Origin of the sequence: Serratia sp. KG1D, from assembly GCF_037150675.1 — a bacterium.
Lineage (GTDB): Bacteria > Pseudomonadota > Gammaproteobacteria > Enterobacterales > Enterobacteriaceae > Serratia > Serratia nematodiphila.
Genome location: NZ_JBAGIH010000002.1, coordinates 652,851 through 676,105, shown reverse-complemented (window position 1 = coordinate 676,105; position 23,255 = coordinate 652,851). Strand labels below are relative to the sequence as shown.

Here is a 23,255-nt window from a genome sequence, read left to right as displayed (position 1 = left end):
GTCATGTCCTCAGAAATCCCAGTCCTCATCCTCGGTGTTGACCGCCTTGCCGATGACGTAAGACGACCCTGAACCGGAGAAGAAATCGTGGTTTTCGTCGGCGTTCGGCGACAGCGCCGACAGGATCGCCGGGTTGACCTCCGCCATCGCCGGTGGGAACAGCGCTTCATACCCGAGGTTCATCAGCGCCTTGTTGGCGTTGTAGTGCAGGAAGGTCTTCACGTCTTCCGTCCAGCCGACGCCGTCGTACAGCTCCTCGGTGTAACGCACCTCGTTGTCGTACAGATCCTGCAGCAGATCGAAGGCGAAGTTTTTCACCTGCTGGCGCCGCGCGGCGTCCACCTTCTCCAGCCCTTTCTGGAACTTATAGCCGATATAGTAGCCGTGCACCGCTTCGTCGCGAATGATCAGGCGGATCAGATCGGCGGTGTTGGTCAGCTTGGCGCGGCTGGACCAGTACATCGGCAGGTAAAAGCCCGAATAGAACAGGAACGACTCGAGGAACACGCTGGCGACTTTTTTCAACAGCGGATCGTCGCTGCGGTAGTGCGCCAGAATGATGCCGGCTTTCTTCTGCAGCGCGCGGTTTTCCTCGCTCCAGCGATAGGCGTCATCCACGTCCGGCGTTTGGCACAGGGTGGAGAAGATTGAGCTGTAAGAGCGGGCGTGCACCGCCTCCATAAAACTGATGTTGGAGTACACCGCCTCTTCGTGCGGCGTCAGCGCATCGGCGATCAGGGCCGGCGCGCCGACGGTGTTCTGGATGGTGTCCAGCAGCGTCAGCCCGGTGAACACCCGAATGGTCAGCTGCTGCTCCTTCGGCGTCAGCGTGGCCCAGGAGGGGATATCGTTGGACAGCGGCACCTTCTCCGGCAGCCAGAAGTTGGAGGTCAGACGGTTCCACACCTCCAGATCCTTGTCGTCTTCGATGATGTTCCAGTTGATGGCGCGCACCAGCGGCGCCGATGTTACGGTCGTCATAAGTTGCCTCACAGCGAGCAGGACACGCAGCCCTGCACCTCGGTGCCTTCCAGCGCCATCTGGCGCAGGCGGATGTAGTAAATGGTCTTGATGCCTTTGCGCCAGGCGTAGATCTGCGCGCGGTTGATGTCGCGGGTAGTGGCGGTATCGCGGAAGAACAACGTCAGCGACAGCCCCTGATCGACGTGTTGCGTGGCGGCGGCATAGGTATCGATGATTTTCTCCGGGCCAATCTCGTAGGCATCCTGGTAATACGCCAGGTTGTCGTTGGTCATGTAAGGCGCCGGGTAGTAAACGCGGCCGATCTTGCCTTCCTTGCGGATCTCGATGCGCGAAACGATCGGATGAATGCTGGAGGTGGCGTTGTTGATGTACGAGATGGAGCCGGTCGGCGGCACCGCCTGCAGGTTCTGGTTGTACAGCCCGTGCATCATCACCGACTGGCGCAGCGCGCGCCACTCGTCGCGCCCCGGAATGGCGATACCGGCGGCGGCGAACAGTTCGCGCACCCGCTCGGTCTGCGGCAGCCAGTCGCGTTCGGTATATTTGTCGAAGTACTCGCCGCTGGCATAGCGAGAGTGCTCAAAGCCGTCAAAGGCGCCGCCGCGCTCGATCGCCAGCCGGTTAGAGGCGCGGATGGCGTGATAGGCCACGGTATAGAAATAGAGATTGGTGAAGTCGATGCCTTCTTCCGAGCCGTAGAAGATACGCTCGCGCGCCAGGTAACCGTGCAGGTTCATCTGACCGAGACCGATGGCGCGGGCGCTGCGGTTGCCTTCGGCGATCGACGGCACCGAGCGGATGTCGCTCATGTCGGCCACCGCGGTCAGCGCACGGATCGCGGTCTCGATCGCTTTGCCGAAGTCCGGCGCGTCCATGGTTTTGGCGATGTTCAGCGAGCCGAGGTTGCAGGAGATGTCCTTGCCGATGCGATCGTAGCTCAGATCTTCATGATACGTACTGGCGCGGTTGACTTGCAGGATCTCCGAACACAGGTTGCTCATGTTGATGCGACCGGCGATCGGGTTCTCCCGGTTGACCGTGTCCTCGAACATGACATACGGGTAGCCGGATTCGAACTGGATCTCCGCCAGCACCTGGAAGAATTCGCGCGCATTGATGCGCGACTTGCGGATGCGCTTGTCGTCCACCATCTCGCGGTACTTCTCGCTGACGGCAATCTCCGAAAACGGCACGCCATACACCCGCTCGACGTCGTAGGGCGAGAACAGGTACATCTCCTCGTTGTTCTTCGCCAGCTCAAAGGTGATATCCGGGATCACTACCCCCAGCGACAGCGTTTTGATGCGGATCTTCTCGTCGGCGTTTTCCCGCTTGGTGTCGAGAAAACGCAGGATATCCGGGTGATGGGCGTTGAGATACACCGCGCCGGCTCCCTGGCGCGCGCCGAGCTGGTTGGCGTAGGAGAAGGCATCTTCGAGCATTTTCATGATCGGAATGATGCCGGAAGACTGGTTCTCGATGCGCTTGATCGGCGCGCCCACTTCGCGAATATTGCTCAGCAGGAAGGCCACGCCGCCGCCGCGTTTCGACAGCTGCAGCGCGGAGTTCACCGCCCGGCCGATCGATTCCATATTGTCTTCGATGCGCAGCAGGAAGCAGGAGACCAGTTCGCCGCGCTGGCGTTTGCCGCAGTTGAGGAAGGTCGGCGTGGCCGGCTGGAAGCGGCCCGAAATCATCTCCTCCACCAGATCCTGCGCCAGGGCGGTATCGCCCGCCGCCAGCGTCATCGCCACCATGCACACCCGATCTTCGTAGCGTTCCAGATAGCGCTTGCCGTCGAAGGTTTTGAGCGTATAGCTGGTGTAGTACTTGAAGGCGCCGAGGAAGGTCTCGAAGCGGAATTTTTTGGCGTAGGCCTGCTGGAACAGCTGCTTGATAAACGGGAACTCGTACTGCGCCAGCACCTGCGGCTCGTAGTAGCCTTCTTCCACCAGATAGCGCAGCTTTTCCTCCAGGTTATGGAAGAACACGGTGTTTTGGTTGACGTGCTGCAGGAAGTAGTGCCGCGCCGCCAGCCGATCCTTGTCGAACTGGATCCGGCCTTCCGCATCGTAAAGATTGAGCATCGCGTTGAGCGAATGGTAATCCAGCGCGCCCGTCTCGGGCCTGGTCAGTTCTGTCGTTGCCAAAATGCGGTTACTCCCTGTCGAACGTTTTCAACGTCTTGCGCGGTGCCGAGCAGCTCGAAGCGGTACAAAAAAGGCACCTGGCATTTTTTGGCGATGATGTCGCCGGCGATGCCGTACGCTGCGCCGAAGTTGGTGTTCCCGGCGGCGATGACGCCGCGCAGGTATGAACGGTTTTGCGGAACGTTGAGAAAGCGGATCACCTGGATCGGCACCGCGCCGACGGCGCTGCCGCCGCCATAGCTGGGCACGATCAAGATATAGGGTTGTTCCATCAGCAATTTGCTGCGGGCGCCGGCGATTGGAATGCGGATCGCCGGCAGGCCCAGTTTCTCAACGAATCGGTGGGTGTTCTCCGAACTGCTGGAGAAATAGACCAGCGGATTCATCGTCGAGCCTCAGCAGGTGAGCGCCAGCGCGCCGATTTTGTCCGGCCGGAAACCGGACCAGTGATCGTCACCGGCGATAATCACCGGAACCTGCTGATAACCTAATGATTTAACGTGGTTCAGCGCCTGCTGATCCTGGGTGAGATCGATCACCTGATAATCAATCCCCTGCTTATCAAATGCGCGATAGGTGGCGTTGCACTGGACACAGTCCGGCTTACTGTAAATAATAATGCTCATGATTCGCATTTACCTTTAGACTGAAGGAAAGGCGGACAAGTCAGATAACGGAGCATCGTTCCTGGCGTTTCTGACGGCGTTATCAACCGAACGACATTCCCTGCGGCTGACCTATAAAATACTATATGTTGATATTTGTTTTATCAACCACGCTATATATGGTGTTTTGTGGGGTTGAGTGCGCAGACCGCGTCGGAGCTGGGAAGACGAGGGGAAAATTTTTTTGCGGGTGGGAAATTCCCCCCTCTCAGAGAAGAGGGGGAGGCGAACGCATTATTGGCGCATGCTGACGGCCAGCCGGTTGAAGGCGTTCATGATGCTGATGGCGAAGGTCAGATCGGCGATCTCGGTATCGCTGAAGTGCGCTTTCAGCGCCTCAAAAGCGCTGTCCGGCGCGCCGGTGGCGGCGATCAGCGTCACCGACTCGGCCCATTCCAGCGCGGCGCGTTCGCGCTCGCTGAACTCATGGCTGACGCGCCAGCCCGCCAGCGTATCGAGTTTGGCGTGGCTGAAGCCGCTTTCGCGCAGCGCTTTACCGTGCATGTCCAGGCAGTAGGCGCAGCCGTTGATCTGCGAAACGCGCATAAACATCAACTCGATGGTCGCTTTGTCCAGAGCGCCTTTCTCCAGCGCCATCAGCGCGCTCACCATATTTTTATACGGGGCGGGCGCCAGCTCGGCGTAATTCAAACGTGGCTTAATCATGGTCAACCTCAATCGATAGTAACGAAATCATGCCGCTACTTTAGCGGCCTTATGGTCTATGCTATAGGGCCATAAAATGATTATTTAACCGGGCCATGATGCCAACTTTCCTGACCTCGCTGCGTTTGGACAGCCGGCTCGCCGAACCGCTGTACCGGCAGATTTATCTGCGAATCAAAGACGCCATCGCCCAGGGCAACCTGGCGGCGGGCAGCCGGCTGCCTTCGGTACGCGGGTTGGCGAGCGATCTTGGCGTGGCGCGCGCCACGGTGGAAAGCGCCTATGCTCAACTGATCGCCGAAGGTTTCTTGCTGAGCCGGGGGCAGGCAGGCACCTATGTCTCGCCGCAGTTGCCGCCCATGCAGGGGGCGGCGTCCGCTGAACCGCCGCTGCCGGCGGTGGCGCCCGATCCGCTGCAGCCGCAGGGCATGCTGCAGCCTTTCCAACTGGGCGTGCCGGCGCTGGATGCGTTTCCACGTGCGCTGTGGCAGCGCATTGTCGCCCGCCAGCTGCGCGGTTCTACGGTGGCTTCCCTGGCGCTGCCGCCGGCCGGCGGCCTGCCTGAACTGCGTGAGGCGATCGCCCATTATCTGCATTTGTCGCGCGGCATCAGCTGCCAGCCGGAGCAGATTTTCCTCTGCGCCGGCTACCCGGCGCTGTTGGACTGGGTGGTGGAGACGCTGTTGCATGCCGGTGACGCGGTATGGATTGAAGATCCCGGTTATCCGGTTACGCGCCCGCTGCTGCGGGCCGCCGGCGTGAGGCCGGTCGCCGTGCCGGTGGATGAACAGGGCATGGACATCGCCGCCGGGATCCTGACGGAGCCCGAGGCGCGGCTGGCGGTGGTCACGCCGACTCATCAGAGCCCGCTCGGTGTCTCGCTCAGCCTGGCGCGGCGGATGGCGCTGCTCGACTGGGCGCAGCAGCGCGGGGCCTGGATCCTCGAGGATGACTACGACAGCGAGTTTCGCTATCACGGGCGGCCGCTGCCGCCGCTGAAAAGCCTCGACGTTCAGGGGCGGGTGCTGTACGCCGGCACTTTCAGCAAAACGCTGTTCCCGGCGCTGCGCATGGCTTATTTGGTGGTGCCCGCCGGTCTGACGGCGGCATTCGCGCGCAGCAGCCGGCTGCGCGGCTGCGGCTGCCCACCGCTGCTGCAGGCAAGCGTGGCGGATTTCATCCGCCAAGGGCATTTCTACCGCCACCTGAAACGCATGCGGCCGCTGTACCGCCAGCGGCGCGAGTGGCTGACGCAGGCGCTGGAACGGCGACTGGAGGCGTGGCTGACGGTGGTGCCGCAGCAGGGCGGCATTCAGCTGTTGGCCCGGCTGTGCGACGACATGGCGGATGCGCCCTTGGCGGCGCAGGCGTGGCAACAGGGGCTGGCGGTGCAGGCGCTCTCAGACTGGCGCATCGACAGTCCGGCGGGGCAGGGGTTACTGTTGGGGTTCGCCAATTTCAGCCGGCGAGAGGAGGCGGAGCGAGCGGTGCAGGGGCTAGCGCAGCTGTTTAAACACGCAAATTAAACGGCCCGCGATTTCCGCGGGCCAGACGCACATCTGTTTTATCTTTATGACTGCAGGGGTGTTAACGCCGGGCCAGCAGCACGCCGAGCACGATGCCGACGGCGGCACCGATCCCTACGCCCTGCCAAGGTTTGTCACGCACATAGCTGTCGGCTTGATCGACCGCGTCGCGCGCATGCTGTGTCAGACTGGTGGAGCCATTGAACCGCGCCCGGGCGTCGCGCAACACGCCTTTCGCCTTGCTGTGCAGCTCTTTCAGTTCCTCTTTGGTCTTGTCACCGGACTCGCGCAACACTTCATCCAGCGTATCGGCCAACAGAGTGACGTCCTGATCGATGTCGCGTTCTGTTCTTTCCGCTTTCTTAAACATTCAGCTCTCCATTTCGACACATGTCTTTTAAGTGTAGACCATGTCGAGATTTGCGTGGCCGATCACGGAAAAAACCGCCGTCACGCAGGTGTTTGCCGGCGCCTGGGCTTTGTACATTTGGTTACTCGGCGAAACCAATCACTCACGGAAGCGGCGGTTTGATTCCACTAGTATCTGTTTCAACGGCTCCACCGGAGCTTACCGAAACAACACTCTGAGGATTTAAAGATGAAAAAAGTATTAGCGCTGATCGTTGCTGCCACTATGGGTCTGTCTTCTGTTGCTTTCGCTGCTGATACTGCAGCTACTGCTCCGGCTACCACCACCGCGCCAGCTGCGACCACCACCACCACTACCGCTGCGCCAGCGGCGGCTGCTGAAAAAGCGCCAGCTAAAGCGACGCACCACAAGAAAGCCAAGCACCACAAAAAAGCGCCAGCCCAGAAAGCTCAGGCCGCTAAAAAGCACCACAAAAAAGCGCCGGCTCAGAAAGCCCAGGCCGCTAAAAAGCACCACAAAAAAGCGCCAGTGCAGAAAGCTCAGGCCGCTAAAAAACACCACAAAAAAGCCGGTAAAAAAGCATAATTAAGTGATGTTTGCGGAACCGAAAGGTTCCGCACGCTCCAGTCCGTACTCCAGACACCCGGTTCTTCCGGGTGTCTTCTTTTGAGGCGACGCACGATGATCAATCGCTATCTGTTTGAAGTCATTTTCAGCGCGGTAACCCTGTGCGGGGTGATCGTCGGTTGGGAACTGTTTTTGGCCGGCAGCTTCCTGTGATCATTGCGCCGCGGCGGTTTCATGCAAATGCCGCCAGCCGAGCGCGTTGAGCTGGCGTTCAAACACCACCGTGGAGTAGCGCAGCGTAGCGCTTTGTCCCGGCAGACTCTGTTTTTCCCGGTAGCTGACTACCGCGCCCGTCGGCCATTCGGCCACCAGCTTCATCTCTTCTATCTCGATTTCCAGTCCCGGTTTGGCGGCGCGATGCGCGCGGAAAAAAGCGCACAGCGCGGTGAAATCCAGCGGGGCGCCGTTCAGCGCGATCATGCTGAAATCCGGCGTAAAGCGCGCCAGCAGCGCCTGCTCCTCTCCGGCGCCTTTGCCCAGCCAGCGTTCAATGGCGATGTGGGCGTCGATCACTTCGGTAAAATACGGGTTCATAAAGCATCCTGTTGAGCGTTGAGTTGGCGCACGATGGCGCGGTTGGCGAGGCGCAGGCACAGCAGCAGCGGGATAAGTACGCTGGCGCCCGCCAGAATGAAGCAGGTGCGGTAAGCCGCTGCGGGCGGCAACACGGCCAGCAGTAGATTCAGCAGCAGGCTGAGCAGCGCCACGCCGAGGCAAAAACTGAGCTGGCGGTTGATATTCCACAGCGCGCTGGCGTCCGCCAATTGGCCGTCGGGGATCTGCAGAAACGCGCTGCTCTGCGCGGTGCTGCTGCACAGGCTGCCGCCGAACCCCATCAGGGCGAAGGCGGCGATCTGCAACGCGTGCTGCCCGGCCTGATCGATCTGCGCCAGCGTCAGCATGCCGGCGCCTTGCAGCAGGCAGCCGGCGATCAGCAGCGGCCGCGGGCCGAGGCGGTTAAAGGTTTTGCCGGTCAGCGTGATGGCCAGGAACGATGCCAGCGCCCAGGGCAGCATCAGGCCGCCAACCTGTGCGGCGGGCATCCCCAGCTGGTTTTGCAGATACAGCATTGCCACCAGGCTGACGCCGATGAACAGGCCGGGAATGCACAAATAAACCGTCATGGCGTTGCGCAGCAGCGGATCGCCGACCAGCCGCAGGTTCAGCAGCGGCTGCGGGGTGCGTAGGCTATGGCGCAGATAATAGGCCAGCACCAGCAGACCGGCGGCCAGCAGCGCCGCGCCGGAAGCCTGATGGCCGGCCTCGCTCAGCCGGGTCAGGCCGAGCAGCAGCAGCGTCAGCGCCGCGCAGCCGCTCAGCAGCCCCGTGGCGTCGAGCGGTTTACGCGCCGCCGTCGGCGCTTCCGCGCGCAGCCACAGCGCCGCCAGCGCCAGGGCCAGAGCCGCCAGCGGCAGGTTGGCGAAAAACACCCAGCGCCAGTCCAACCGATCGACGAGCCAGCCGCCCAGCGCCGGTGACAGCGCCGGCGCCAGCAGCCCGACTAACATGATGGCCGCAGACAGCCCGGCGCGTTCATGGCTGCGATACAGCTGATAGGTCAGCGTCTGGCCGATGGGGATCAGCAAGCCGCCGCCCATGCCCTGCAGGGTGCGCCAGCCGATCAGCGTCCCGATGCTGTCGGCGTTGCCCGCGCCGAGGGTGGCCAGCATGAACAGCGCCAGCGAGAGCAGAAACACCCGCCGCCCGCCGATGCGCTGCGCCAGCCAGGCGCTGAGCGGGATCACCAGCGTCAGGCCGAGAATATAGCCGTTGCTGACCCACGCCAGCTGGCTGACCGACGCTCGCATCGCCTGGCCGATGGCGGGGTAGGCGACGTTGGCGATAAACATATTGATCAGATCGACGAAAAAGCCGAGCAGATAGACGATTGCCACTTTGCTGCGATAAGACATGGTGCCTCCGGTTGAAGGCGAGCAGTGTATCGGGGGGAAAAGTGCGGATAAATCGGCGGCTGGCGATTACACTGTCAAAATGTTTTTGATAATAAGGGCGGTGAAATGCTGAATTTGCAGCGCCTGGCGATCTTCGCGGCGGTGGTGGAGGCGGGCAGCTTTACCGCAGCGGCGGTGGCGCTGGGGCAAACCAAGGCGGTGGTGAGCTTTAACGTCAAGCAGCTGGAGAACGAACTGGGGGTGTCACTGCTGGCGCGCAGCACCCGCCGATTATCGCTGACCGATGCCGGCGAACGCTTCTACCAGCGCAGCCTGCAGCTGTTGCAGGAGGCGGAGAACGTGCTCGACGACGTGCGTCGCGATCATCACGGGCTGAGCGGCGTGCTGCGCATCACCAGCACGCCGGAGTACGGCGCGCAGGTGGTGGCGCCGGCGCTGGCGGCGTTTTCGCGGCAGCATCCGCGCCTGCGCATCCAGCATGTCTCTTCTTCTTATCATGCCGATCTGATTTCGGAGCGCTTCGACGTGGCGATCCGCCTGGGCCAGTTGGCGGATTCCAGCCACCGCGCGGCCTTGATCGACAGCTTCGCCATTTTTCCGGTGGCGGCGCCGGATTATCTGGCCGACCGGCCGATTCATTCGCTGACGGATCTGGCGCAGGCGCAGTGGATCGCCCACAGCCGGCTCAGTTCGCCCCTCAGCTGGCAGGTGGTCACGCCGCAGCGCGAAGCGGTGCTTTTCAAGGTGGCGGACGCCGCCACGCTTACCGGCGACAGCGCCGCGGCATTGCTGGCGTTCGCCCTGCATGGCGCCGGGGTGGCGCTGCTGCCGGCGTGGCTGGCGCAGCCCGAGATCGACGCCGGCAGGCTGCAACGGTTGCTGCCGGATCACCGTTTCCCCGAGCAGAGCATCTATGCGCTCTACCCGAACACCCGCCACGTGCCGGAGAAGGTGCGGGCGTTTATCGATTTTCTGCGCGTGCGGGTGGCGGCAAACCGTTAGCGAAATAATAATTCGTTATCACTCTCTCATTTATCATCAAATCTCATCGGGGTATGCTGGAGGGCTTCGTCTACCCCGTCCGATGCGAGCCACCTTCGATGACCGCAGAAAATAACTTCCAGCTGAACCGACGCATTCTGTCCGTGGTGATGTTCACCTTCGTCTGCTACCTGACCATCGGCCTGCCGCTGGCGGTGCTGCCGGGATTTGTGCATGACCACCTGGGCTACAACTCGGTGTTGGCGGGCCTTATCATCAGTGCGCAATACTTCGCCACGCTGTTCAGCCGCCCGCATGCCGGGCGCTACGCCGATCAGCTGGGGCCGAAGAAGGTGGTGCTGTTCGGCCTGACGTGCTGCGGCGCCAGCGGGCTGTTTTACGCGCTGGCGTTCGGCGTTGACGGCTGGCCATGGCTCAGCCTGCTGCTGCTGTGCGTGGGGCGGGTGTTTCTCGGCGTCGGCGAAAGCTTCGCCAGCACCGGTTCCACGCTGTGGGGCATCGGCCGGGTCGGGGCGATGCACACCGCACGGGTGATTTCCTGGAACGGCGTCGCCACCTACGGGGCGATGGCGGCCGGCGCGCCGCTCGGCGTGTACCTGAATCAGCAGTGGGGCTTGGCCGGGGTGGCGGCGCTGATCGTGCTGGCGGTCGCGGTGGCGCTGCTGTTGGCGAGCGGCAAGCCGGACGTCTCGATCGCCGCCGGGCAACGCATCGCCTTTAGCGCGGTGTTCGGCCGCATCTGGGCCTATGGTCTCGGGCTGGCGATGGGCACCGTCGGCTTCGGCGTCATCGCCACGTTCATTACCCTTTACTACGCCGACAAGGGCTGGAGCGGCGCGGCGTTTTCGCTGACGCTGTTCAGCTGCGCCTTCGTCGGCATCCGCCTGATTTTCAGCAACGTCATCAACCGCCACGGCGGGTTGAAGGTGACGCTGGCATCGTTTCTGGTCGAGATCCTCGGGCTGCTGTTGATCTGGCAGGCCGGCGAACCCTGGATGGTGCAAACCGGCGCGTTGCTGGCCGGCGCCGGTTTTTCGCTGGTGTTCCCGGCGCTGGGCGTTGAGGCGGTGAAACAGGTGCCGCTGCAGAACCAGGGTACAGCGCTCGGCACTTATTCGGCGTTCCTCGACCTGGCGTTGGGCATCACCGGCCCGCTGGCCGGGCTGCTGATTGGGCAAGCGGGCGTGCCGTCGATCTATCTGGCGGCGGCACTGCTGGTGGCGCTCGGGGTGCTGCTCACCCTGCGCCTGCTGCAGCGCAGCCGGCGCTGATTCAGGAATAGTCCGAAACCCGGATTCCTCCCCAGAAAATCGTTGTTTCGGTGAATGATTACGGTAAGGTCGCTCAGCGGTCCAGAATGAGAGGAGGAATCGATGTATTTACGGCCGGATGAAGTGGCTAAAGTGTTGGAGAATACCGGCTTTGAGCGTGATTATGTCACCGATCAGGCCTATGGCTACCGCAAGGGTACGCATTATGTGTATGTGAATCGCGAAGCGCGGATGGGCAGAACCGCATTGGTGATCCACCCGGCGTTGAAAGAGAGAAGCGTGCATTTCGCCACGCCGACCTCGCCGGTGCGCACCAGCGAGCAGTATCTGGAGTTTCCCCTGGATTTAAGCAGCGACGCCCCGAACCTGCGTTACGGCATCGCACACGGCTTCAGCTCGCGCGAAGCGCTGTCGCGCTACCTCTACAGCATGTTCCTATAATCGGTCCCCCGCCCGGGGGACGCGATCAGCCGTGGGCCAACGCTTCGCGGTTGAAACGCTCATTGTAGGCGCGGCGGAACTGCGCCAGTTCAAATGCATCGATATCCAGCTCGGCGAAGTAAAACAGCGCCGCTTCGGTGTGCTCGGCGTGCAGCTCCGGCGACAGCCCGGCGCGCAGCAGCACGTCGCGCCACAGGGCAATCTGTTCGTCGTCTGCCTGTTTGATGAACGTCAGATAGATGAACAGCAGGTAAGCGGCCTGGTGCATCTCTTCGGTGTAGCCATTGTTCAGCATGCGGATAAAGGTCTGGCTTTGGCGGCCGCCCATTTCCTGGATCATCGATTCGATCAGCATCGGTTTGACCCTCAGCAGATGGGCCAGCGAATCGATGGCTTTGCGGGTGTCGGACGTCAGAATGCGGTAACCGATAATAAATACGACGATCAGGGCGGCGAGGATGATCCAGGTCATTTAGGCTTTATTACACTCTCAATACGCCAGAAGAGGGAGAGGCGCTGTGCGACAGCGCCCGCTATCAATGCTGTTCGCCGCTGAAATTACCGACCGCGCTCTGCTGGCGCAGATGGTGGTTAAAGGTGGCCGCGTCTTTGGCCAACGCGTCGAGATGGGCGCCAAGCATTTTGATCTGCTTCACCAGCGCATGTTGTTCCGGCACCGAACTGGCGGTGCTCAGTTTGCGCGCCAGTTGTTCATTCTGCGCCCGCAGCGCGGCTTCGCGCTGTTTGGCTTCTTCCAGCAGTTGCTGCAGCGCCTGGTAGCTCTGCTGCCATTCGCGGTGTTGCCGTTCGAAGCTGCTCTGCAACTCATTCATCGCATTTTGAAACTGGATTTCCAGCTCGCGCATTGTCATGGGCTCGATCCTTTGCGGCACTCAATGATGGCTTAGCAGTATAGCGAAAACTGTTCGCAAGCTCACCCGTTGACGACAAATGAGACACATGCCGCTGACAATTCCCGGCTTGCAACCGTGGCAAGGCGTCTTACAATCGACCCCATTCCCGGCCATAAAGGCTGCCGTTCAAGAGAGGTGGAACATGAGCGAGCAGGAAAAAGACTTTTTTGAACAGGCGATGGCGGACGTGGTGCCGCTGGCGAACGGGCGGCAGACGTTGCACCTCCGGCCGCAGGAGACGGTGGACAAAAGCGCGCGGCGCGAAGCACAGCGGCTGCGGCAGGAAAACTTCCTCAGCACCGATTTTCTCGAGGTGATCCCCTGCGAACAGCCGCTGGAGTTCAAAGGGGAAGGCATTCAGCAGGGCGTGCTGGACAAGCTGCGCAACGGGCGTTACCCGCCGCAGGCGTCGCTGAACCTGCTGCGTCAGCCGGTTGAAGCCAGCCGGCAGGCGCTGTTTCGCTTCATCGTGCAGGCGGAGGCGCAAAACCTGCGTTCGCTGCTGATCGTGCATGGCCGCGGGCGGCAGAACGACAGCCATCCGAATATCGTGCGCAGTTACGTCGCCAAATGGCTGGCGCAGTTTGAACAGGTGCAGGCGTTTTGCCGCGCCTTACCGCGCGACGGCGGCGAGGGTGCCTGCTACGTCACGCTGCGTAAATCGGCGCAGGCCAGGGCGGAAAACTTTGAGCGCCACGCCAAGCGTAGCCGTTGAAAGGATTGCCGAAATAAAATGGCCGGCGATAGACGCCGGCCATCGATGAATTATTTATTAAATATTTTATAGTCCAGCGAATAACGGCCGGCGCCGGTCACCGCCAGCAACAGCAAACCACCAATGATGCTGATGTTTTTAAAGAAGTTGATTTCGTTGCCCATCATTTCCATACCGGTCATTTTCCAGAATGGATGGCCGATAAACGCGGTGCCCAAAACATAGAGGGCGAAAATGACCGCGATAGGGCGAGTAAACAGGCCGAGAATAAGCGCGATGCCGAAAATAAACTCCACCACCACGGCAACGATCGCCGCCAAATAAGGCATCGGCGTGCCGTAACCTTCCATCGCCGTGACGGTCGCACCGAAGTTGACCAGTTTCATCCAACCGAAAATGATAAACAGAATCATCAGCAATATGCGGGACAGCAGAATTACGCCGTCTTTTGAGCTATCACCCATTTCGAACTCCTTAGCCACTGTCGGAATTATGTTGTCTTACTGTATAAAGATTAGAACAATTTACGTTTTTTTCTAGCGGCGACGGGCGGTTGCGCCACTTTTTTCGATGGGCGAGACGCGTGGTGAAGCCGGCGGTATTGCCTATACTTGACCCTGGAGCAAAAACAATAAAACAGGCAATGTGAGGCCATGATGGATGAGGAATTGACCGCCGCCGGTTACCGCCGTTATTCCGGTGATAAGATTGACGTTTATTTTAACAGTGCAGTTTGCCGCCATTCCGCCAACTGCGTGCATGGCAACGCGGCTATTTTTACCCTGAATCGCCGCCCGTGGATTATGCCGGACAATGCCGAGCCGGCCGAGGTGAAACGCGTTATCGACAGCTGCCCCAGCGGCGCACTTAAATATAGGGAGAAATCATATGGATCATAAAATCTTGGCAGACGACAAGCGTTTTTATATCAATGATGAGCAAGGCAAGCTGATCGCCGAGATCTCTTTCGTGCCGAGCGGTGACAAGCTGACCATTATCGATCACACCTGGGTGGATGAGTCATTGAAGGGGCAGGGCGTCGGCAAAAAGCTGGTGGCGCTGGTGGTGGAGAAAATGCGCGCTGAGCAGCGTAAAATCATTCCGCTGTGTCCGTTCGCCAAGCATGAGTTTGATACCACGCCAGCCTATCAGGACATTCGCGCCTGAGGCGATAACGGGGCGCGGCGCGCGCCCCGAACGTTCAGCAGACGCCGAAATCGCCGTCTTCGTGGTACAGCGCCACCTCGCTGGCCTGCACCTCCGTGCGCTGCTCTTTACCCAGTTCATTCCAGCTGCAAACCAGGGTTTCGCCGTCGATCGCCACCACGGTCATCTTTGGGCCGCCGGTGGTGCGTTGTACAAAATCACCGATATTGAATGCCATGCGTTCCTCCACAACAGATTAAACCTCACCTATTGATAACACAGAATGGCGCTACCGTTGGCAGATGTTTCGTTATGCATTAAATTATACAGCGATTATCACCAGGGAGAGCAGACTAACATGCCGGGATTATTGATGTTTTATGTGGGCGGTACGGCGCCGGGCGCCAATATTGAGTTGCACGACGTGCAGTTCGCGGCGGCGGATCGGCCGGATGAGGCGTATCCGCTGCTGCGCGAAAAGTGGTTCGGCGATAAGCGCAAGGTGCATGTCGACGGTTATGCGCGCATCGACTGGGCGGACGGTTACGACGTGAGCCTGGAGCCTGCGCCGTTCGCCGGTGAAGAGAAGCTGTTTTTCGTTAACGTGGGCGGTTACCGCAGCGATGAGCTGGCGGAACTGCACCAGTTCGGCCTGTTCGTGGCGCGCTCCGCCGACGAGGCGAAAGACAAAGCCAAACGGGCGCTGCTGACCGATAGCGCGAAGCAGCACAAGGATGACCTGGCCGAGGTGGACGACTGCCTGCTGCTGCAGGCGCTGCAGGGTTATCACGTTCATCTGCGGGCCAACCCGCACGGCAAACCGGCCCGGCCGCTGTGGCAGGGGTATCTGCCGATTGGCGAACCCGCGTTATAACGCCGCCAGCGCCTGCAGCTGTTGCCGCAACCAGCGGCAGGCCTCCGGCCGGCCGTTCTTGCGGTGCAGGTAGATTTTAATCTGATACGGCGGCACCGGAAACGGCAGGGGGTGGATATCCAGCGCCGCCGCCTGCCGCAATTTTTGCGCGGCGTAGCGCGGCATGCTCATCACCAGTTCGCTGTCGGCGACGATGAACGGCGCTCCCAGCAGCGAAGGCGTGCGGATGGCGATATCGCGCTGCAGCCCCAGCTTATCGAGCTGGTAGTCAATGACGCCGCGCTGTTCGTTCCACGGCGTCACCACCAGATGGCGCGCCCGCAGATAGTTTTCCAGCGTCAGTTCGCCGTATTTTACGCTGAAGGCGGGTGAACAAATCGCCACATACTCATCCTCCAGCCAGCTCACCTCGTCGATCTCCGGGTAGCTTTCGCCGTCGGTTTCGGTAAAGCCCAGCGCGAAGTCGATGCGCCCCGCCAACAGATCGTTCAATGCCACCTTGCGCTCGGAATAGCGCAGCTGGAACGACAGCCCCGGCGCCAGGCGCTGCATCTGCGCCATCAGCGCGGGAAACACCGCGAAGGCGGTGTAATCGGTAATGGCGAAGGTGAAGCTCTCCCGGCTTTCGGCGGGAACGAAGCGCGGGCGCGGATGCAGCCCTTTGGCCAGCAGCGCCAGACTTTCGCTGACGGTCGGGGCCAGGCTGTCGGCATACACCGTCGGGTGCATGTCGTTGCCGACCCGGTAGAACAGCTCGTCCGCCAGCGCCTTACGCAGCCGGATCAGCGCGTGGCTCAGCGCCGACGCGCTGAGGGCCAGCTCCGCCGCGGCGCGCGTCACCGATCGCAGGCGATAGATCGCTTCGAACACCAGCAGCAGGTTGAGATCGAGGCGCTTCAAATCCAGATGCATGATATTCATTACCTGTTGATGAAAATGCAGTTCATACAGTATTTGAGGCGCGATATGCTGGCAAGCACAGTCATCAACACACTCAGGATTTGCCATGACCATCGAGATTTACCCGGCGCAAAAAAGCGACGCCAAACTGATTCTGGATATGATTATCGAGCTGGCGGTGTACGAAAAGGCGCGCGAGCAGGTGCTGGCCAGCGTGGAAGATATCGAACGCAGCCTGTTTGGGTCTGGCGCCTGTTCCGAAGCGCTGATTTGTACGGTGAACGGCGAGCCGGCGGGTTATGCGGTGTTCTTTATGAGTTACTCAACCTGGCAGGGTAAAAACGGCATCTATCTGGAAGACCTGTACGTGGCGCCGAAGCATCGCGGCGCGGGCGCCGGTAAAAAGTTGCTGCGGCACATCGCTCAGTTGGCGTGCGAGCGGCAGTGCGGCCGCCTGGAGTGGAGCGTGCTGGACTGGAACCAGCCGGCCATCGATTTTTACCTCAGCATCGGCGCGCAGCCGCAGGGCGAGTGGGTGCGCTATCGCATGGAGGGCGAGGCGCTGACGCACTTCGCGGCGCACGGGGAGGCGCTGCCGGCGCAATAGCCGTTGGGGGGAGGCGGCCTCCCCAACTGTGGTGGTGTGAACGGTTTACTGCGGGTGAATCAGATCAGAATCAGGCGGGTTTGCGGGCGGCGAGAATAAAGATCATCGGGCGTTCCTGCTCTTCGTCCAGCGCCGGGGTAGCGGCGATTTGCTGCGCGCTGGGGCCCCATTCGTTCAAATGCTGGATGATAAATCCTTGCTGCGCCAGCGGGTTGATATAGCTGCCGAGCGTGCGGTGCTGCTTGATGACGCCTTCCGCCAGCCAGTTGGAGACGCGCTGGCCTTCCCGCTGGTAGCCGTTGACCGGCCAGGATTTCTGCCCGTTGCCGTCGGTCAGCCAGCCCTGCTGCGCCGGGGCGGTGTAGATCGGGTGCTCGGCGGTGAAGATGAACTGCCCGCCGGGTTTCAGCGCGGCGTAAACCGTGGCGAACAGCGCGGCCAGATCCTCGAGGTAGTGCAGCGTCAGCGAGCTGTAGACCAGATCGTAACTTTCCGGCGACAGCTGCAGCTGCGCCAAATCTTGCCGGCGGTACTCGATGCCCGCGTCGGCGGTCATCTCCCGCGCCTTGGCCAGCATCTTTTCCGAGACGTCCAGCCCCAGCACGCTGGCTGCGCCCTGTTCGCGCGCGCTGCGGCAAAACCAGCCGTAGCCGCAGCCGAGATCGACCACGCTTTTTCCCTGCAAGTCCGGCAGGATGCGGCGGATGGCGGGCCATTCCGGCGCGCCGTCCAGGCCGTGCTGCGAGCGGCTGAGCTGCGCGTAGCCGTCGAAGAAAGCCTGATTGTCATAGATGTTTTGCGTCATGATGACTCCTTGGGATGAATGACGGCGGCGGAATGCCGCTGCCATACTCTGCATATTGCTGCATAATTCTACGCTGACAACATGAATAACGGGAATGACGATGGACATGATTTCGGTGCGGCAAGCGCCCGAGCTGGCGCCGCGCGCCATTGCATATTTTCAGCGGCACTGGGCCACGGCAGAGACGCTGATGATGTATGAAGACGCTATCAACCGCAGCCTCGGCGCCGCCAACCCGCTGCCGCAGTGGTACCTGTTGATGGAAAATGACCAGATCCTCGGCTGTGCGGGGCTGATTACCAACGACTTTATCAGCCGCGGTGAGCTGTATCCCTGGCTGTGTGCGCTCTACGTAGAGGAAACGCAGCGCGGCCGGGGCTGCGGCGCCAAGCTGATTGAGCATGTGGCGGCGGAAACTCGCCGGTTGGGCTTCCCGCAGCTGCACCTGTGCACCGATCTGGAGGGTTACTACGAGCGCAGCGGTTTCGTTTATAACGGGCTCGGCTATCACCCCTGGGGCGAGGCCTCGCGGGTCTATTCGCGGGTGCTGTAAACAGATCCGCTGTTTACCAAGATTCAGCTTATTATCTGCAACGGAAAAAACGGCACGCGGAGAAGCGAGCCGTTTTTTCTTTGAATCTGAATTGGGAGCGTCTGACTGACGGTATATTATTCGCTATTGTATTGAAATTAATGAAAAGATTCATCTTGGTTATTTCATTTGAGTTTAATGCTTTGTTTATGTCATTAACTGACATCTGTGCTGGGTAATTATGCATAATTATCATGGGTGTTTGTCTGCTGTATTGTTGTTTTTTTTCTGCTCTCATGTCTTTTTATCTATTTTTACCTATTTTTTTTACCTTATGTTCTGAATTGTTGATGGTGTTTAGGTTTATATTTTAATCCCAGCTCTGGGGCGCTAGATTAGCGCTTACTGTATCGGTGGCGAAAACGACGCGACTGAGCTGTACCTCGAAAAATAAATTGATGACTCTCTAATGAGAGAATGTTTTTTTTCGCCTCCGCATTGGAATGAATAAGTATTTATTTCGTCAATGGTTTGTGTGATTAAAAGGGTATGGACTAATGGGAACGGAAACCACACTGTGATGAAAAAGAGACTGTTGCAAAATAAATTATGGCCAATAAGCGTATTTAGCCTGTTGATGTTTTTTCCCGGTCAACTTATTGCCGCGCCTGCTGCTGAGTTGAAAGTGTCCGGGAAAATAAAGCATTCAGGATGCACCGTTATTGCCGGTAACGATGGCGTTTATGATTTTGGCACCGTGCGGGAAGGCCCCCGGGGGAAGGTACAGAGATTGCCGGCCTTGAAACAAACCTGGCAGGTGCGCTGTGAGGGCGATGCTTACCTGGCGCTCATTCCGATGGATAACCGCTCTGCCAGCCGCAACGGGTCGGACCTGAGTCGTTTCGGGCTGGGGAATGCGTCCGATGGGAACTCCATTGGGTATTTTATGTTGGGCCTGTCTCGCTCTACGGTGAACAGTGTTCCGGCAGCTTTGCGCGCACATAATGCGGCCGGGACTTCACCAGGTAGCGAAGTGGCGTTGATTTCCGGTGAGCGTACCGATTGGTTGCTGGCGGATTCGACGCGAGCCTTTGGTCGTACTTATACCATGGATATTTCGGTGACGCCGGTTCTGGCTGCCGACATTCCCACTGCCGATAAAGTGGAGCTGGACGGTTCGGTAACGTTGAATTTTGTTTTTGGGCTCTGAATAAAGCAATAAATGCGCAGTGTCAAATTCATACCTGGTTTTTACGCCTGTGCGGGTGAAGACAACGAATTTGATTGAGCAAGAGGGGATTTATCCTCGTTTAACATCCTGCCATCTTTTTTGAACAGGATAATATTAACTATGAGTATGGATATTCATGATGAAAAAAACAGTAATCTCTGCAAGCATCGCCGCAGTCTTGATGATGGCGAATCAGGTTTCTGCGGCATCTATGTCACCAGAGCTGAAGGTCAAAGGGCAAATGGCGGTACCGTCTTGTCAGGTATCCATTGTTAACGATGGCGTTTTCGATCTTGGCAAGCTGTCCAATGCGTTGGTGAGCTCCACGACAGCCACCGCGCTGGCTAAATCGCAAAAACAGTTGGTCGTTGACTGTGAAGCCGAAACCTTTCTGAATTTCACCGTGGTCGATAACCGCGAAGGCACTGCCAGCGTAACGGGCAGCGCCAACTTTGGCCTGGGTGGTGTCAATGGCTCCGGCAAACTCGGTTATTATAAAGTCAATGCCCTTAATGCCGCAGTTAACGGCGTTTCTTCAGCACTGTACAGCGTTCAGAAAGGCGCCACGACATTCTCTACCGTCAGTTCGGCCTATGTCGATAAAAACAACGTCACGGGTTGGGCAAAGTCGGGTAATGTTCAAAACAGCGGAAGACTCTTCTCCGTAATGCTGGAGGTTGAACCTTATTTGGCTTCTTCTAAAGACATGAACGGTCCTATTACCGATAGCGTAAAACTGGATGGATCTTCCACCCTTAATTTTGCGTACGGCATCTGAGTGCCTGAAAAAGTTATTTGGATTGTAGCGATATAAGGATGTCGACTAATGAATAAAATTGCGTTGCGCATGATGGTAGCTGCCACGCTGCTTGTTACCGGGGGGAGTTTGGCCGCCGGCCCGAGCGCGGAAATTAAAGTAGTGGGTGAACTGATAGCGCCGACCTGTGAGGTCAAACTCCCTAACGAGGGCATTTTCGATTATGGCAGCATCAGCCATACGAGAATCAGCAAGGACAAGCCGGTTAGCCTGGGAGTTAAAGGCGGCAGTACCATGGAGGTGAAATGCGATGCTGAAACACCGATGACTTTTAACGTTATCGACAACCGTCTGGGCAGCGCCAGTGAGACAGGAAAAACCTTTGGCCTCGGTAACGTCAATACTACCGGTAAGCTGGGGTTCTATTCGATTCAGGCCTATTTCCCTCAGATTGATGGGGTGACTGGCAGATTGTTCGTTACTTCAGACACGTCGATCACTTCACCTCAAACCGTGGTTAATCTTGAGCACGGTAAGCGTGTGGGTTGGGCCTCAGCTTCAGGCAATACGCTAGCTATCGGTAAAAACTTCACCGCTCAGCTGTTGGTTGAAGCCTTCCTGGCCAAAAGCGGCGATATGCACGGCGGGGTGAGTGAAGACGTTAGTCTGGATGGGTCTACCACGCTGGAGTTCGGCTTCGGGCTGTAATACCGGATAGATAGCGCAGGGGGAGCTCTCTCCCCCTTTTTCTGAATCTATCACTCCCTGAATTAACCCAGAGAAGATGACGTGTCTATCAGGCAAAGCGCATCGGCACTGCTGTTTCTGTTGGTCTGGCCGATGACGAAAACTGCTGCCTCCGGATTCGATGTCAAAACCCTGGCGCAACTGGGGTATAACGCGGACATCGCTGCCTTTTTCAATACCGCTCGGTTTTTGCCGGGCGTACACCGGGTGATGCTGGAGGTCAACGCGGCGCAGCGCTACCAGGAGGAGGTGCGCTTCGACTCTGAAGGTGAGTTATGCCTGGATGAACGGCTAGCACAGACGCTGCGTTTACGGGTTGCGTCGCCTCTAGGCCGCTGCGAACGTCTTGAGACGTATTGGCCGCAGGCGGTGGTGAGGGTATTTCCCGGCGCCTTTCGGGTGGAAATAACCCTGCCGGAGGTGGCGTTCGACCCGGATAAATTGCGTACCGAGCAGTCAGGTGGCCATGCGCTGCTGCTGAACTACGATCTTTACGCCAACCGCCGCCAGGGGCGCTACGGCAATCAGCAGACGCTGCAGGCGATGCTGGAGCCGGGCATCAACCTCAGCAACTGGGTACTGCGCAACCGTTCGAGCTACAGCAACGACGAGAACGGTAGCCGGCTCGAGGTGTACGAAACCTCGGCGAGCAAAGATTTTCCTGGCTGGGGTGCGTTTGTGCAGCTCGGCGAATTCAGTGCCGGCGGCGTACTAAGTGGTAACGTGCCGCTGAGCGGTGGGCAACTGGCGTCCGTGGATATCGGAGGACACAACGCGGCACTGACAGTGCCGCTGCAGGGCAGCGTTGTGAACCCGGCGACGTTAGAGGTCAAACAGCACGGACAACTGATATTTCGCACCCTGCTACCAGCCGGGCCGTTTTCGCTGAGCGAGTTGGGGCCGGTGATGGCCGGGGTGGAGGCAGAGGTCACCGTTATCGAAACCGACGGGCGGCGGCAACGCTTTACGGTCACGCCCGATACAGGCGATCCAGCGGATCGCTCGGGCGGCTATCGTTTGGCGGCAGGGCGTTATCAGCCCTACGGGGGCGACCATTATGGGACATCGCCGCCAGCGCTGCTGCTGGGGGAGAAGGCGTTCCGTCTCGGCCAGGGGCAGATAACGGTGGGCGGTTTGTTGGCTCATACCTATAAACGACTGGGCTGGCAGGGCAGTTTGGGAGACGACGGCGGCAACTGGTTATCGGGCAGTGCTATTTTCACCCGTGGCCGGCAGCCTGGCGCGCAGCTGGAGACCCAAGGGCAGGTGGCTATGGGGCGGAGTCTGGCGCTGTCTCTGTCGTCACAGTACCGCACGGAAGGCTTCCGGGAGGCGGACGAAGGGCTGCTAAACCCGTCCTCAGTAGAGGCAGAGACGGCACGGTTGCGCTACAGCGGCGGGCTGGCACTTTCCTGGCGAGCCCTGAACGCCGGCGTGCTGGCTTACTCACTGTCGCATGAACGCTATTACCGCGGCAGCCGGCGCAGCTGGACGCATGCACTGGCATATGGTGCGAGCCTGGGGCGGGCGACGTTAAGCGTTAACCTACAGTCTTCCGCTTATGATCGTGCTGCGGTCTATGCCGGGTTGAGTCTGCCTTGGGGAGCGGGCAGCGTTAGCAGCCGGTTGCAGGCGCGGCGTAACAAGCAAATGACGCTGGGCGGCAGTTGGCAGGGGCCGTTGAGCGAACGGCTCAATGGCTATCTGGACGTGACGCGGGACGCGGACGGTGACTATCAGAGCGCCGGCAACCTGAACGGCGAGACGCCCTATACCCGGCTTGGGTTGGGCGCCTCGCGCAGCGGGCAAGGTAGCACATCGCTGTCGCTGTCGTCGTCGGGAGGGCTGGGGGTGGCCAACGGCACCTGGGTGACGTCGCCGCAGCGCATCGGCGACACCTTCGCGGTGATGAAGGTGCCAGGACAGTCCGGTGTGAAAATATCGGGCAGCGGCAATGGCGTCACGGATTTCGCCGGTGACGTGCTGCTGCCGGTGCTGATGCCCTACATGCCGCTGCGTGCTCAGGTCGATACGTTGTCGCTACCGCTGAACCTACGGCTGGACAGCACGGATGCGGCGCTTGAGCTGGCACGCGGCACTGTGGCGGAGCGGCGTTTTCGGGTGACCGAAGTGCGCCAGCTGCTGCTGACCCTGCGGGATGAGAGCGGCGCGCTGCTGCCGACCGGGGCGTCGGTGCACGACGAGCGGGGGCAGCTGCTGGGCACGCTGATAGGCGAGGGTAACCTGATGCTGGTGAACGACGATATCGGCAAGGCGCTGCGGGTGCGGCGTCTGAACATGAACGAATGCGTGGTGAGTTACGCGGTGCCGGCGGCGTTCGACCCGTCGGTGTTGTACGAAGAGGGCGATGGCGTCTGCCGTGCGGCGGGCGGCTCGTCCGATAATGGATGA

29 protein-coding genes are annotated in these 23,255 nt (G+C 59.6%); 15 read left to right on the top strand and 14 right to left on the bottom strand.

Annotation, left to right across the window (positions count from 1 at the left end; all coding sequences use genetic code 11):
* Nucleotides 1-9: 9 nt before the first annotated feature.
* The 5 genes from nrdF to WFM45_RS14980 form a co-directional block, all read right to left on the bottom strand.
* Nucleotides 10-981, bottom strand: coding sequence for a class 1b ribonucleoside-diphosphate reductase subunit beta (gene nrdF, locus WFM45_RS15000; protein WP_004928917.1), 972 nt, complete (start codon nucleotides 979-981; stop codon nucleotides 10-12).
* 8 nt (nucleotides 982-989) lie between these two features.
* A complete protein-coding gene (gene nrdE, locus WFM45_RS14995) occupies nucleotides 990-3,134 on the bottom strand; it encodes a class 1b ribonucleoside-diphosphate reductase subunit alpha (RefSeq protein ID WP_336956260.1) in 2,145 nt (714 codons plus the stop codon).
* Entirely contained in the window at nucleotides 3,116-3,520 is a 405-nt protein-coding gene (gene nrdI, locus WFM45_RS14990; RefSeq protein WP_015378865.1) for a class Ib ribonucleoside-diphosphate reductase assembly flavoprotein NrdI, read from the bottom strand. The genes nrdE and nrdI overlap by 19 nt, the downstream gene beginning before the upstream one ends.
* A gap of 9 nt (nucleotides 3,521-3,529) precedes the next feature.
* Nucleotides 3,530-3,760, bottom strand: coding sequence for a glutaredoxin-like protein NrdH (gene nrdH / locus WFM45_RS14985; protein ID WP_004928934.1), 231 nt, complete (start codon nucleotides 3,758-3,760; stop codon nucleotides 3,530-3,532).
* 273 nt (nucleotides 3,761-4,033) lie between these two features.
* Nucleotides 4,034-4,465: a carboxymuconolactone decarboxylase family protein gene (locus tag WFM45_RS14980; protein WP_042785242.1), complete on the bottom strand. Its 432-nt coding sequence runs from the start codon at nucleotides 4,463-4,465 to the stop codon at nucleotides 4,034-4,036.
* Nucleotides 4,466-4,560: 95 nt separating this feature from the next.
* On the opposite strand from WFM45_RS14980, the gene pdxR reads away from it, so the two are divergent.
* Entirely contained in the window at nucleotides 4,561-5,991 is a 1,431-nt protein-coding gene (gene pdxR, locus WFM45_RS14975; RefSeq protein WP_336956255.1) for a MocR-like pyridoxine biosynthesis transcription factor PdxR, read from the top strand.
* Between the two features lie 61 nt (nucleotides 5,992-6,052).
* Here pdxR and WFM45_RS14970 read toward each other — a convergent pair whose 3' ends face one another.
* Complete coding sequence (locus WFM45_RS14970; RefSeq protein WP_004928950.1) at nucleotides 6,053-6,361, bottom strand: DUF883 family protein; 309 nt, start codon at nucleotides 6,359-6,361, stop codon at nucleotides 6,053-6,055.
* 228 nt (nucleotides 6,362-6,589) lie between these two features.
* On the opposite strand from WFM45_RS14970, the gene asr reads away from it, so the two are divergent.
* Nucleotides 6,590-6,946 (top strand): acid resistance repetitive basic protein Asr, encoded by a 357-nt coding sequence (gene asr / locus WFM45_RS14965; RefSeq protein WP_033632280.1) that lies wholly within the window; start codon nucleotides 6,590-6,592, stop codon nucleotides 6,944-6,946.
* A gap of 195 nt (nucleotides 6,947-7,141) precedes the next feature.
* Here asr and WFM45_RS14960 read toward each other — a convergent pair whose 3' ends face one another.
* On the bottom strand, nucleotides 7,142-7,522 hold the full coding sequence (locus tag WFM45_RS14960; RefSeq protein WP_336956251.1) for a DUF4440 domain-containing protein: 381 nt from the start codon (nucleotides 7,520-7,522) through the stop codon (nucleotides 7,142-7,144).
* A complete protein-coding gene (locus WFM45_RS14955) occupies nucleotides 7,519-8,901 on the bottom strand; it encodes an MFS transporter (protein ID WP_336956249.1) in 1,383 nt (460 codons plus the stop codon). Before WFM45_RS14955 ends, WFM45_RS14960 begins: the two co-directional genes overlap by 4 nt.
* A gap of 105 nt (nucleotides 8,902-9,006) precedes the next feature.
* On the opposite strand from WFM45_RS14955, the gene WFM45_RS14950 reads away from it, so the two are divergent.
* The 3 genes from WFM45_RS14950 to WFM45_RS14940 all read left to right on the top strand — a co-directional run bounded on the left by WFM45_RS14950 (nucleotide 9,007) and on the right by WFM45_RS14940 (nucleotide 11,615).
* Nucleotides 9,007-9,903 carry a LysR family transcriptional regulator gene (locus WFM45_RS14950; protein WP_049242294.1) on the top strand — a complete coding sequence of 299 codons (897 nt, stop codon included), beginning with the start codon at nucleotides 9,007-9,009 and terminating at the stop codon, nucleotides 9,901-9,903.
* Between the two features lie 98 nt (nucleotides 9,904-10,001).
* The gene (locus WFM45_RS14945) at nucleotides 10,002-11,174 is read left to right on the top strand and encodes an MFS transporter (protein WP_336956245.1); all 1,173 of its coding nucleotides are present in this window, start codon (nucleotides 10,002-10,004) and stop codon (nucleotides 11,172-11,174) included.
* A gap of 102 nt (nucleotides 11,175-11,276) precedes the next feature.
* Nucleotides 11,277-11,615, top strand: a complete 339-nt coding sequence (locus WFM45_RS14940) for a DUF2002 family protein (protein WP_004928971.1) — start codon at nucleotides 11,277-11,279, stop codon at nucleotides 11,613-11,615.
* A 25-nt stretch (nucleotides 11,616-11,640) separates the two neighbouring features.
* Here the strand turns inward: WFM45_RS14940 and WFM45_RS14935 are convergent, their stop codons facing one another.
* On the bottom strand, nucleotides 11,641-12,087 hold the full coding sequence (locus WFM45_RS14935) for a DUF1198 family protein (RefSeq protein WP_025303978.1): 447 nt from the start codon (nucleotides 12,085-12,087) through the stop codon (nucleotides 11,641-11,643).
* Nucleotides 12,088-12,151: 64 nt separating this feature from the next.
* Nucleotides 12,152-12,487, bottom strand: coding sequence for an MbeD/MobD family mobilization/exclusion protein (locus WFM45_RS14930; protein WP_004928976.1), 336 nt, complete (start codon nucleotides 12,485-12,487; stop codon nucleotides 12,152-12,154).
* A gap of 184 nt (nucleotides 12,488-12,671) precedes the next feature.
* On the opposite strand from WFM45_RS14930, the gene smrA reads away from it, so the two are divergent.
* A complete protein-coding gene (gene smrA, locus WFM45_RS14925) occupies nucleotides 12,672-13,244 on the top strand; it encodes a DNA endonuclease SmrA (protein WP_015378857.1) in 573 nt (190 codons plus the stop codon).
* Between the two features lie 50 nt (nucleotides 13,245-13,294).
* Here the strand turns inward: smrA and WFM45_RS14920 are convergent, their stop codons facing one another.
* The gene (locus WFM45_RS14920; protein ID WP_004928980.1) at nucleotides 13,295-13,708 is read right to left on the bottom strand and encodes a DoxX family protein; all 414 of its coding nucleotides are present in this window, start codon (nucleotides 13,706-13,708) and stop codon (nucleotides 13,295-13,297) included.
* Between the two features lie 192 nt (nucleotides 13,709-13,900).
* Here WFM45_RS14920 and WFM45_RS14915 point away from each other — a divergent pair, with 192 nt between their 5' ends.
* Together WFM45_RS14915 and WFM45_RS14910 are read left to right on the top strand one after the other, a co-directional pair.
* The gene (locus WFM45_RS14915) at nucleotides 13,901-14,143 is read left to right on the top strand and encodes a (4Fe-4S)-binding protein (RefSeq protein ID WP_004928981.1); all 243 of its coding nucleotides are present in this window, start codon (nucleotides 13,901-13,903) and stop codon (nucleotides 14,141-14,143) included.
* Nucleotides 14,133-14,411: a GNAT family N-acetyltransferase gene (locus WFM45_RS14910; protein ID WP_004928983.1), complete on the top strand. Its 279-nt coding sequence runs from the start codon at nucleotides 14,133-14,135 to the stop codon at nucleotides 14,409-14,411. The genes WFM45_RS14915 and WFM45_RS14910 overlap by 11 nt, the downstream gene beginning before the upstream one ends.
* A gap of 34 nt (nucleotides 14,412-14,445) precedes the next feature.
* Here WFM45_RS14910 and WFM45_RS14905 read toward each other — a convergent pair whose 3' ends face one another.
* A complete protein-coding gene (locus tag WFM45_RS14905; protein ID WP_015378856.1) occupies nucleotides 14,446-14,628 on the bottom strand; it encodes a YodC family protein in 183 nt (60 codons plus the stop codon).
* A gap of 120 nt (nucleotides 14,629-14,748) precedes the next feature.
* Here WFM45_RS14905 and WFM45_RS14900 point away from each other — a divergent pair, with 120 nt between their 5' ends.
* Nucleotides 14,749-15,264: a DUF1543 domain-containing protein gene (locus WFM45_RS14900; RefSeq protein ID WP_033632288.1), complete on the top strand. Its 516-nt coding sequence runs from the start codon at nucleotides 14,749-14,751 to the stop codon at nucleotides 15,262-15,264.
* On the opposite strand, the gene WFM45_RS14895 is transcribed toward WFM45_RS14900, so the two are convergent.
* Nucleotides 15,259-16,185, bottom strand: coding sequence for a LysR substrate-binding domain-containing protein (locus WFM45_RS14895; RefSeq protein WP_033632290.1), 927 nt, complete (start codon nucleotides 16,183-16,185; stop codon nucleotides 15,259-15,261). The two genes, WFM45_RS14900 and WFM45_RS14895, sit on opposite strands and share 6 nt — an antisense overlap.
* An 85-nt stretch (nucleotides 16,186-16,270) precedes the next feature.
* On the opposite strand from WFM45_RS14895, the gene WFM45_RS14890 reads away from it, so the two are divergent.
* Nucleotides 16,271-16,771, top strand: coding sequence for a GNAT family N-acetyltransferase (locus tag WFM45_RS14890; RefSeq protein WP_336956237.1), 501 nt, complete (start codon nucleotides 16,271-16,273; stop codon nucleotides 16,769-16,771).
* A 70-nt stretch (nucleotides 16,772-16,841) separates the two neighbouring features.
* Here WFM45_RS14890 and WFM45_RS14885 read toward each other — a convergent pair whose 3' ends face one another.
* Nucleotides 16,842-17,576, bottom strand: a complete 735-nt coding sequence (locus tag WFM45_RS14885) for a class I SAM-dependent methyltransferase (RefSeq protein ID WP_336956235.1) — start codon at nucleotides 17,574-17,576, stop codon at nucleotides 16,842-16,844.
* Between the two features lie 100 nt (nucleotides 17,577-17,676).
* Here WFM45_RS14885 and WFM45_RS14880 point away from each other — a divergent pair, with 100 nt between their 5' ends.
* The 5 genes from WFM45_RS14880 to WFM45_RS14860 all read left to right on the top strand — a co-directional run bounded on the left by WFM45_RS14880 (nucleotide 17,677) and on the right by WFM45_RS14860 (nucleotide 23,255).
* On the top strand, nucleotides 17,677-18,129 hold the full coding sequence (locus WFM45_RS14880) for a GNAT family N-acetyltransferase (RefSeq protein ID WP_079007667.1): 453 nt from the start codon (nucleotides 17,677-17,679) through the stop codon (nucleotides 18,127-18,129).
* 559 nt (nucleotides 18,130-18,688) lie between these two features.
* Nucleotides 18,689-19,318 carry a DUF1120 domain-containing protein gene (locus tag WFM45_RS14875; protein ID WP_021504967.1) on the top strand — a complete coding sequence of 210 codons (630 nt, stop codon included), beginning with the start codon at nucleotides 18,689-18,691 and terminating at the stop codon, nucleotides 19,316-19,318.
* A gap of 157 nt (nucleotides 19,319-19,475) precedes the next feature.
* Nucleotides 19,476-20,117, top strand: coding sequence for a DUF1120 domain-containing protein (locus WFM45_RS14870; RefSeq protein ID WP_021504966.1), 642 nt, complete (start codon nucleotides 19,476-19,478; stop codon nucleotides 20,115-20,117).
* Nucleotides 20,118-20,165: 48 nt separating this feature from the next.
* Nucleotides 20,166-20,804, top strand: a complete 639-nt coding sequence (locus WFM45_RS14865; RefSeq protein ID WP_021504965.1) for a DUF1120 domain-containing protein — start codon at nucleotides 20,166-20,168, stop codon at nucleotides 20,802-20,804.
* Nucleotides 20,805-20,936: 132 nt separating this feature from the next.
* Entirely contained in the window at nucleotides 20,937-23,255 is a 2,319-nt protein-coding gene (locus tag WFM45_RS14860; protein ID WP_336956231.1) for a fimbria/pilus outer membrane usher protein, read from the top strand.

Excerpts from the sequence above, each read along its gene's own strand:
- nrdF (WP_004928917.1), bottom strand. The coding sequence starts at position 981 with ATGACGACCGTAACATCGGCGCCGCTGGTGCGCGCCATCAACTGGAAC.
- nrdI (WP_015378865.1), bottom strand. The coding sequence starts at position 3,520 with ATGAATCCGCTGGTCTATTTCTCCAGCAGTTCGGAGAACACCCACCGA.
- nrdH (WP_004928934.1), bottom strand. The coding sequence starts at position 3,760 with ATGAGCATTATTATTTACAGTAAGCCGGACTGTGTCCAGTGCAACGCC.
- WFM45_RS14980 (WP_042785242.1), bottom strand. The coding sequence starts at position 4,465 with ATGATTAAGCCACGTTTGAATTACGCCGAGCTGGCGCCCGCCCCGTAT.
- pdxR (WP_336956255.1), top strand. The coding sequence starts at position 4,561 with ATGATGCCAACTTTCCTGACCTCGCTGCGTTTGGACAGCCGGCTCGCC.
- WFM45_RS14970 (WP_004928950.1), bottom strand. The coding sequence starts at position 6,361 with ATGTTTAAGAAAGCGGAAAGAACAGAACGCGACATCGATCAGGACGTC.
- asr (WP_033632280.1), top strand. The coding sequence starts at position 6,590 with ATGAAAAAAGTATTAGCGCTGATCGTTGCTGCCACTATGGGTCTGTCT.
- WFM45_RS14960 (WP_336956251.1), bottom strand. The coding sequence starts at position 7,522 with ATGAACCCGTATTTTACCGAAGTGATCGACGCCCACATCGCCATTGAA.
- WFM45_RS14955 (WP_336956249.1), bottom strand. The coding sequence starts at position 8,901 with ATGTCTTATCGCAGCAAAGTGGCAATCGTCTATCTGCTCGGCTTTTTC.
- WFM45_RS14950 (WP_049242294.1), top strand. The coding sequence starts at position 9,007 with ATGCTGAATTTGCAGCGCCTGGCGATCTTCGCGGCGGTGGTGGAGGCG.
- WFM45_RS14945 (WP_336956245.1), top strand. The coding sequence starts at position 10,002 with ATGACCGCAGAAAATAACTTCCAGCTGAACCGACGCATTCTGTCCGTG.
- WFM45_RS14940 (WP_004928971.1), top strand. The coding sequence starts at position 11,277 with ATGTATTTACGGCCGGATGAAGTGGCTAAAGTGTTGGAGAATACCGGC.
- WFM45_RS14935 (WP_025303978.1), bottom strand. The coding sequence starts at position 12,087 with ATGACCTGGATCATCCTCGCCGCCCTGATCGTCGTATTTATTATCGGT.
- WFM45_RS14930 (WP_004928976.1), bottom strand. The coding sequence starts at position 12,487 with ATGACAATGCGCGAGCTGGAAATCCAGTTTCAAAATGCGATGAATGAG.
- smrA (WP_015378857.1), top strand. The coding sequence starts at position 12,672 with ATGAGCGAGCAGGAAAAAGACTTTTTTGAACAGGCGATGGCGGACGTG.
- WFM45_RS14920 (WP_004928980.1), bottom strand. The coding sequence starts at position 13,708 with ATGGGTGATAGCTCAAAAGACGGCGTAATTCTGCTGTCCCGCATATTG.
- WFM45_RS14915 (WP_004928981.1), top strand. The coding sequence starts at position 13,901 with ATGGATGAGGAATTGACCGCCGCCGGTTACCGCCGTTATTCCGGTGAT.
- WFM45_RS14910 (WP_004928983.1), top strand. The coding sequence starts at position 14,133 with ATGGATCATAAAATCTTGGCAGACGACAAGCGTTTTTATATCAATGAT.
- WFM45_RS14905 (WP_015378856.1), bottom strand. The coding sequence starts at position 14,628 with ATGGCATTCAATATCGGTGATTTTGTACAACGCACCACCGGCGGCCCA.
- WFM45_RS14900 (WP_033632288.1), top strand. The coding sequence starts at position 14,749 with ATGCCGGGATTATTGATGTTTTATGTGGGCGGTACGGCGCCGGGCGCC.
- WFM45_RS14895 (WP_033632290.1), bottom strand. The coding sequence starts at position 16,185 with ATGAATATCATGCATCTGGATTTGAAGCGCCTCGATCTCAACCTGCTG.
- WFM45_RS14890 (WP_336956237.1), top strand. The coding sequence starts at position 16,271 with ATGACCATCGAGATTTACCCGGCGCAAAAAAGCGACGCCAAACTGATT.
- WFM45_RS14885 (WP_336956235.1), bottom strand. The coding sequence starts at position 17,576 with ATGACGCAAAACATCTATGACAATCAGGCTTTCTTCGACGGCTACGCG.
- WFM45_RS14880 (WP_079007667.1), top strand. The coding sequence starts at position 17,677 with ATGGACATGATTTCGGTGCGGCAAGCGCCCGAGCTGGCGCCGCGCGCC.
- WFM45_RS14875 (WP_021504967.1), top strand. The coding sequence starts at position 18,689 with ATGAAAAAGAGACTGTTGCAAAATAAATTATGGCCAATAAGCGTATTT.
- WFM45_RS14870 (WP_021504966.1), top strand. The coding sequence starts at position 19,476 with ATGATGAAAAAAACAGTAATCTCTGCAAGCATCGCCGCAGTCTTGATG.
- WFM45_RS14865 (WP_021504965.1), top strand. The coding sequence starts at position 20,166 with ATGAATAAAATTGCGTTGCGCATGATGGTAGCTGCCACGCTGCTTGTT.
- WFM45_RS14860 (WP_336956231.1), top strand. The coding sequence starts at position 20,937 with ATGACGAAAACTGCTGCCTCCGGATTCGATGTCAAAACCCTGGCGCAA.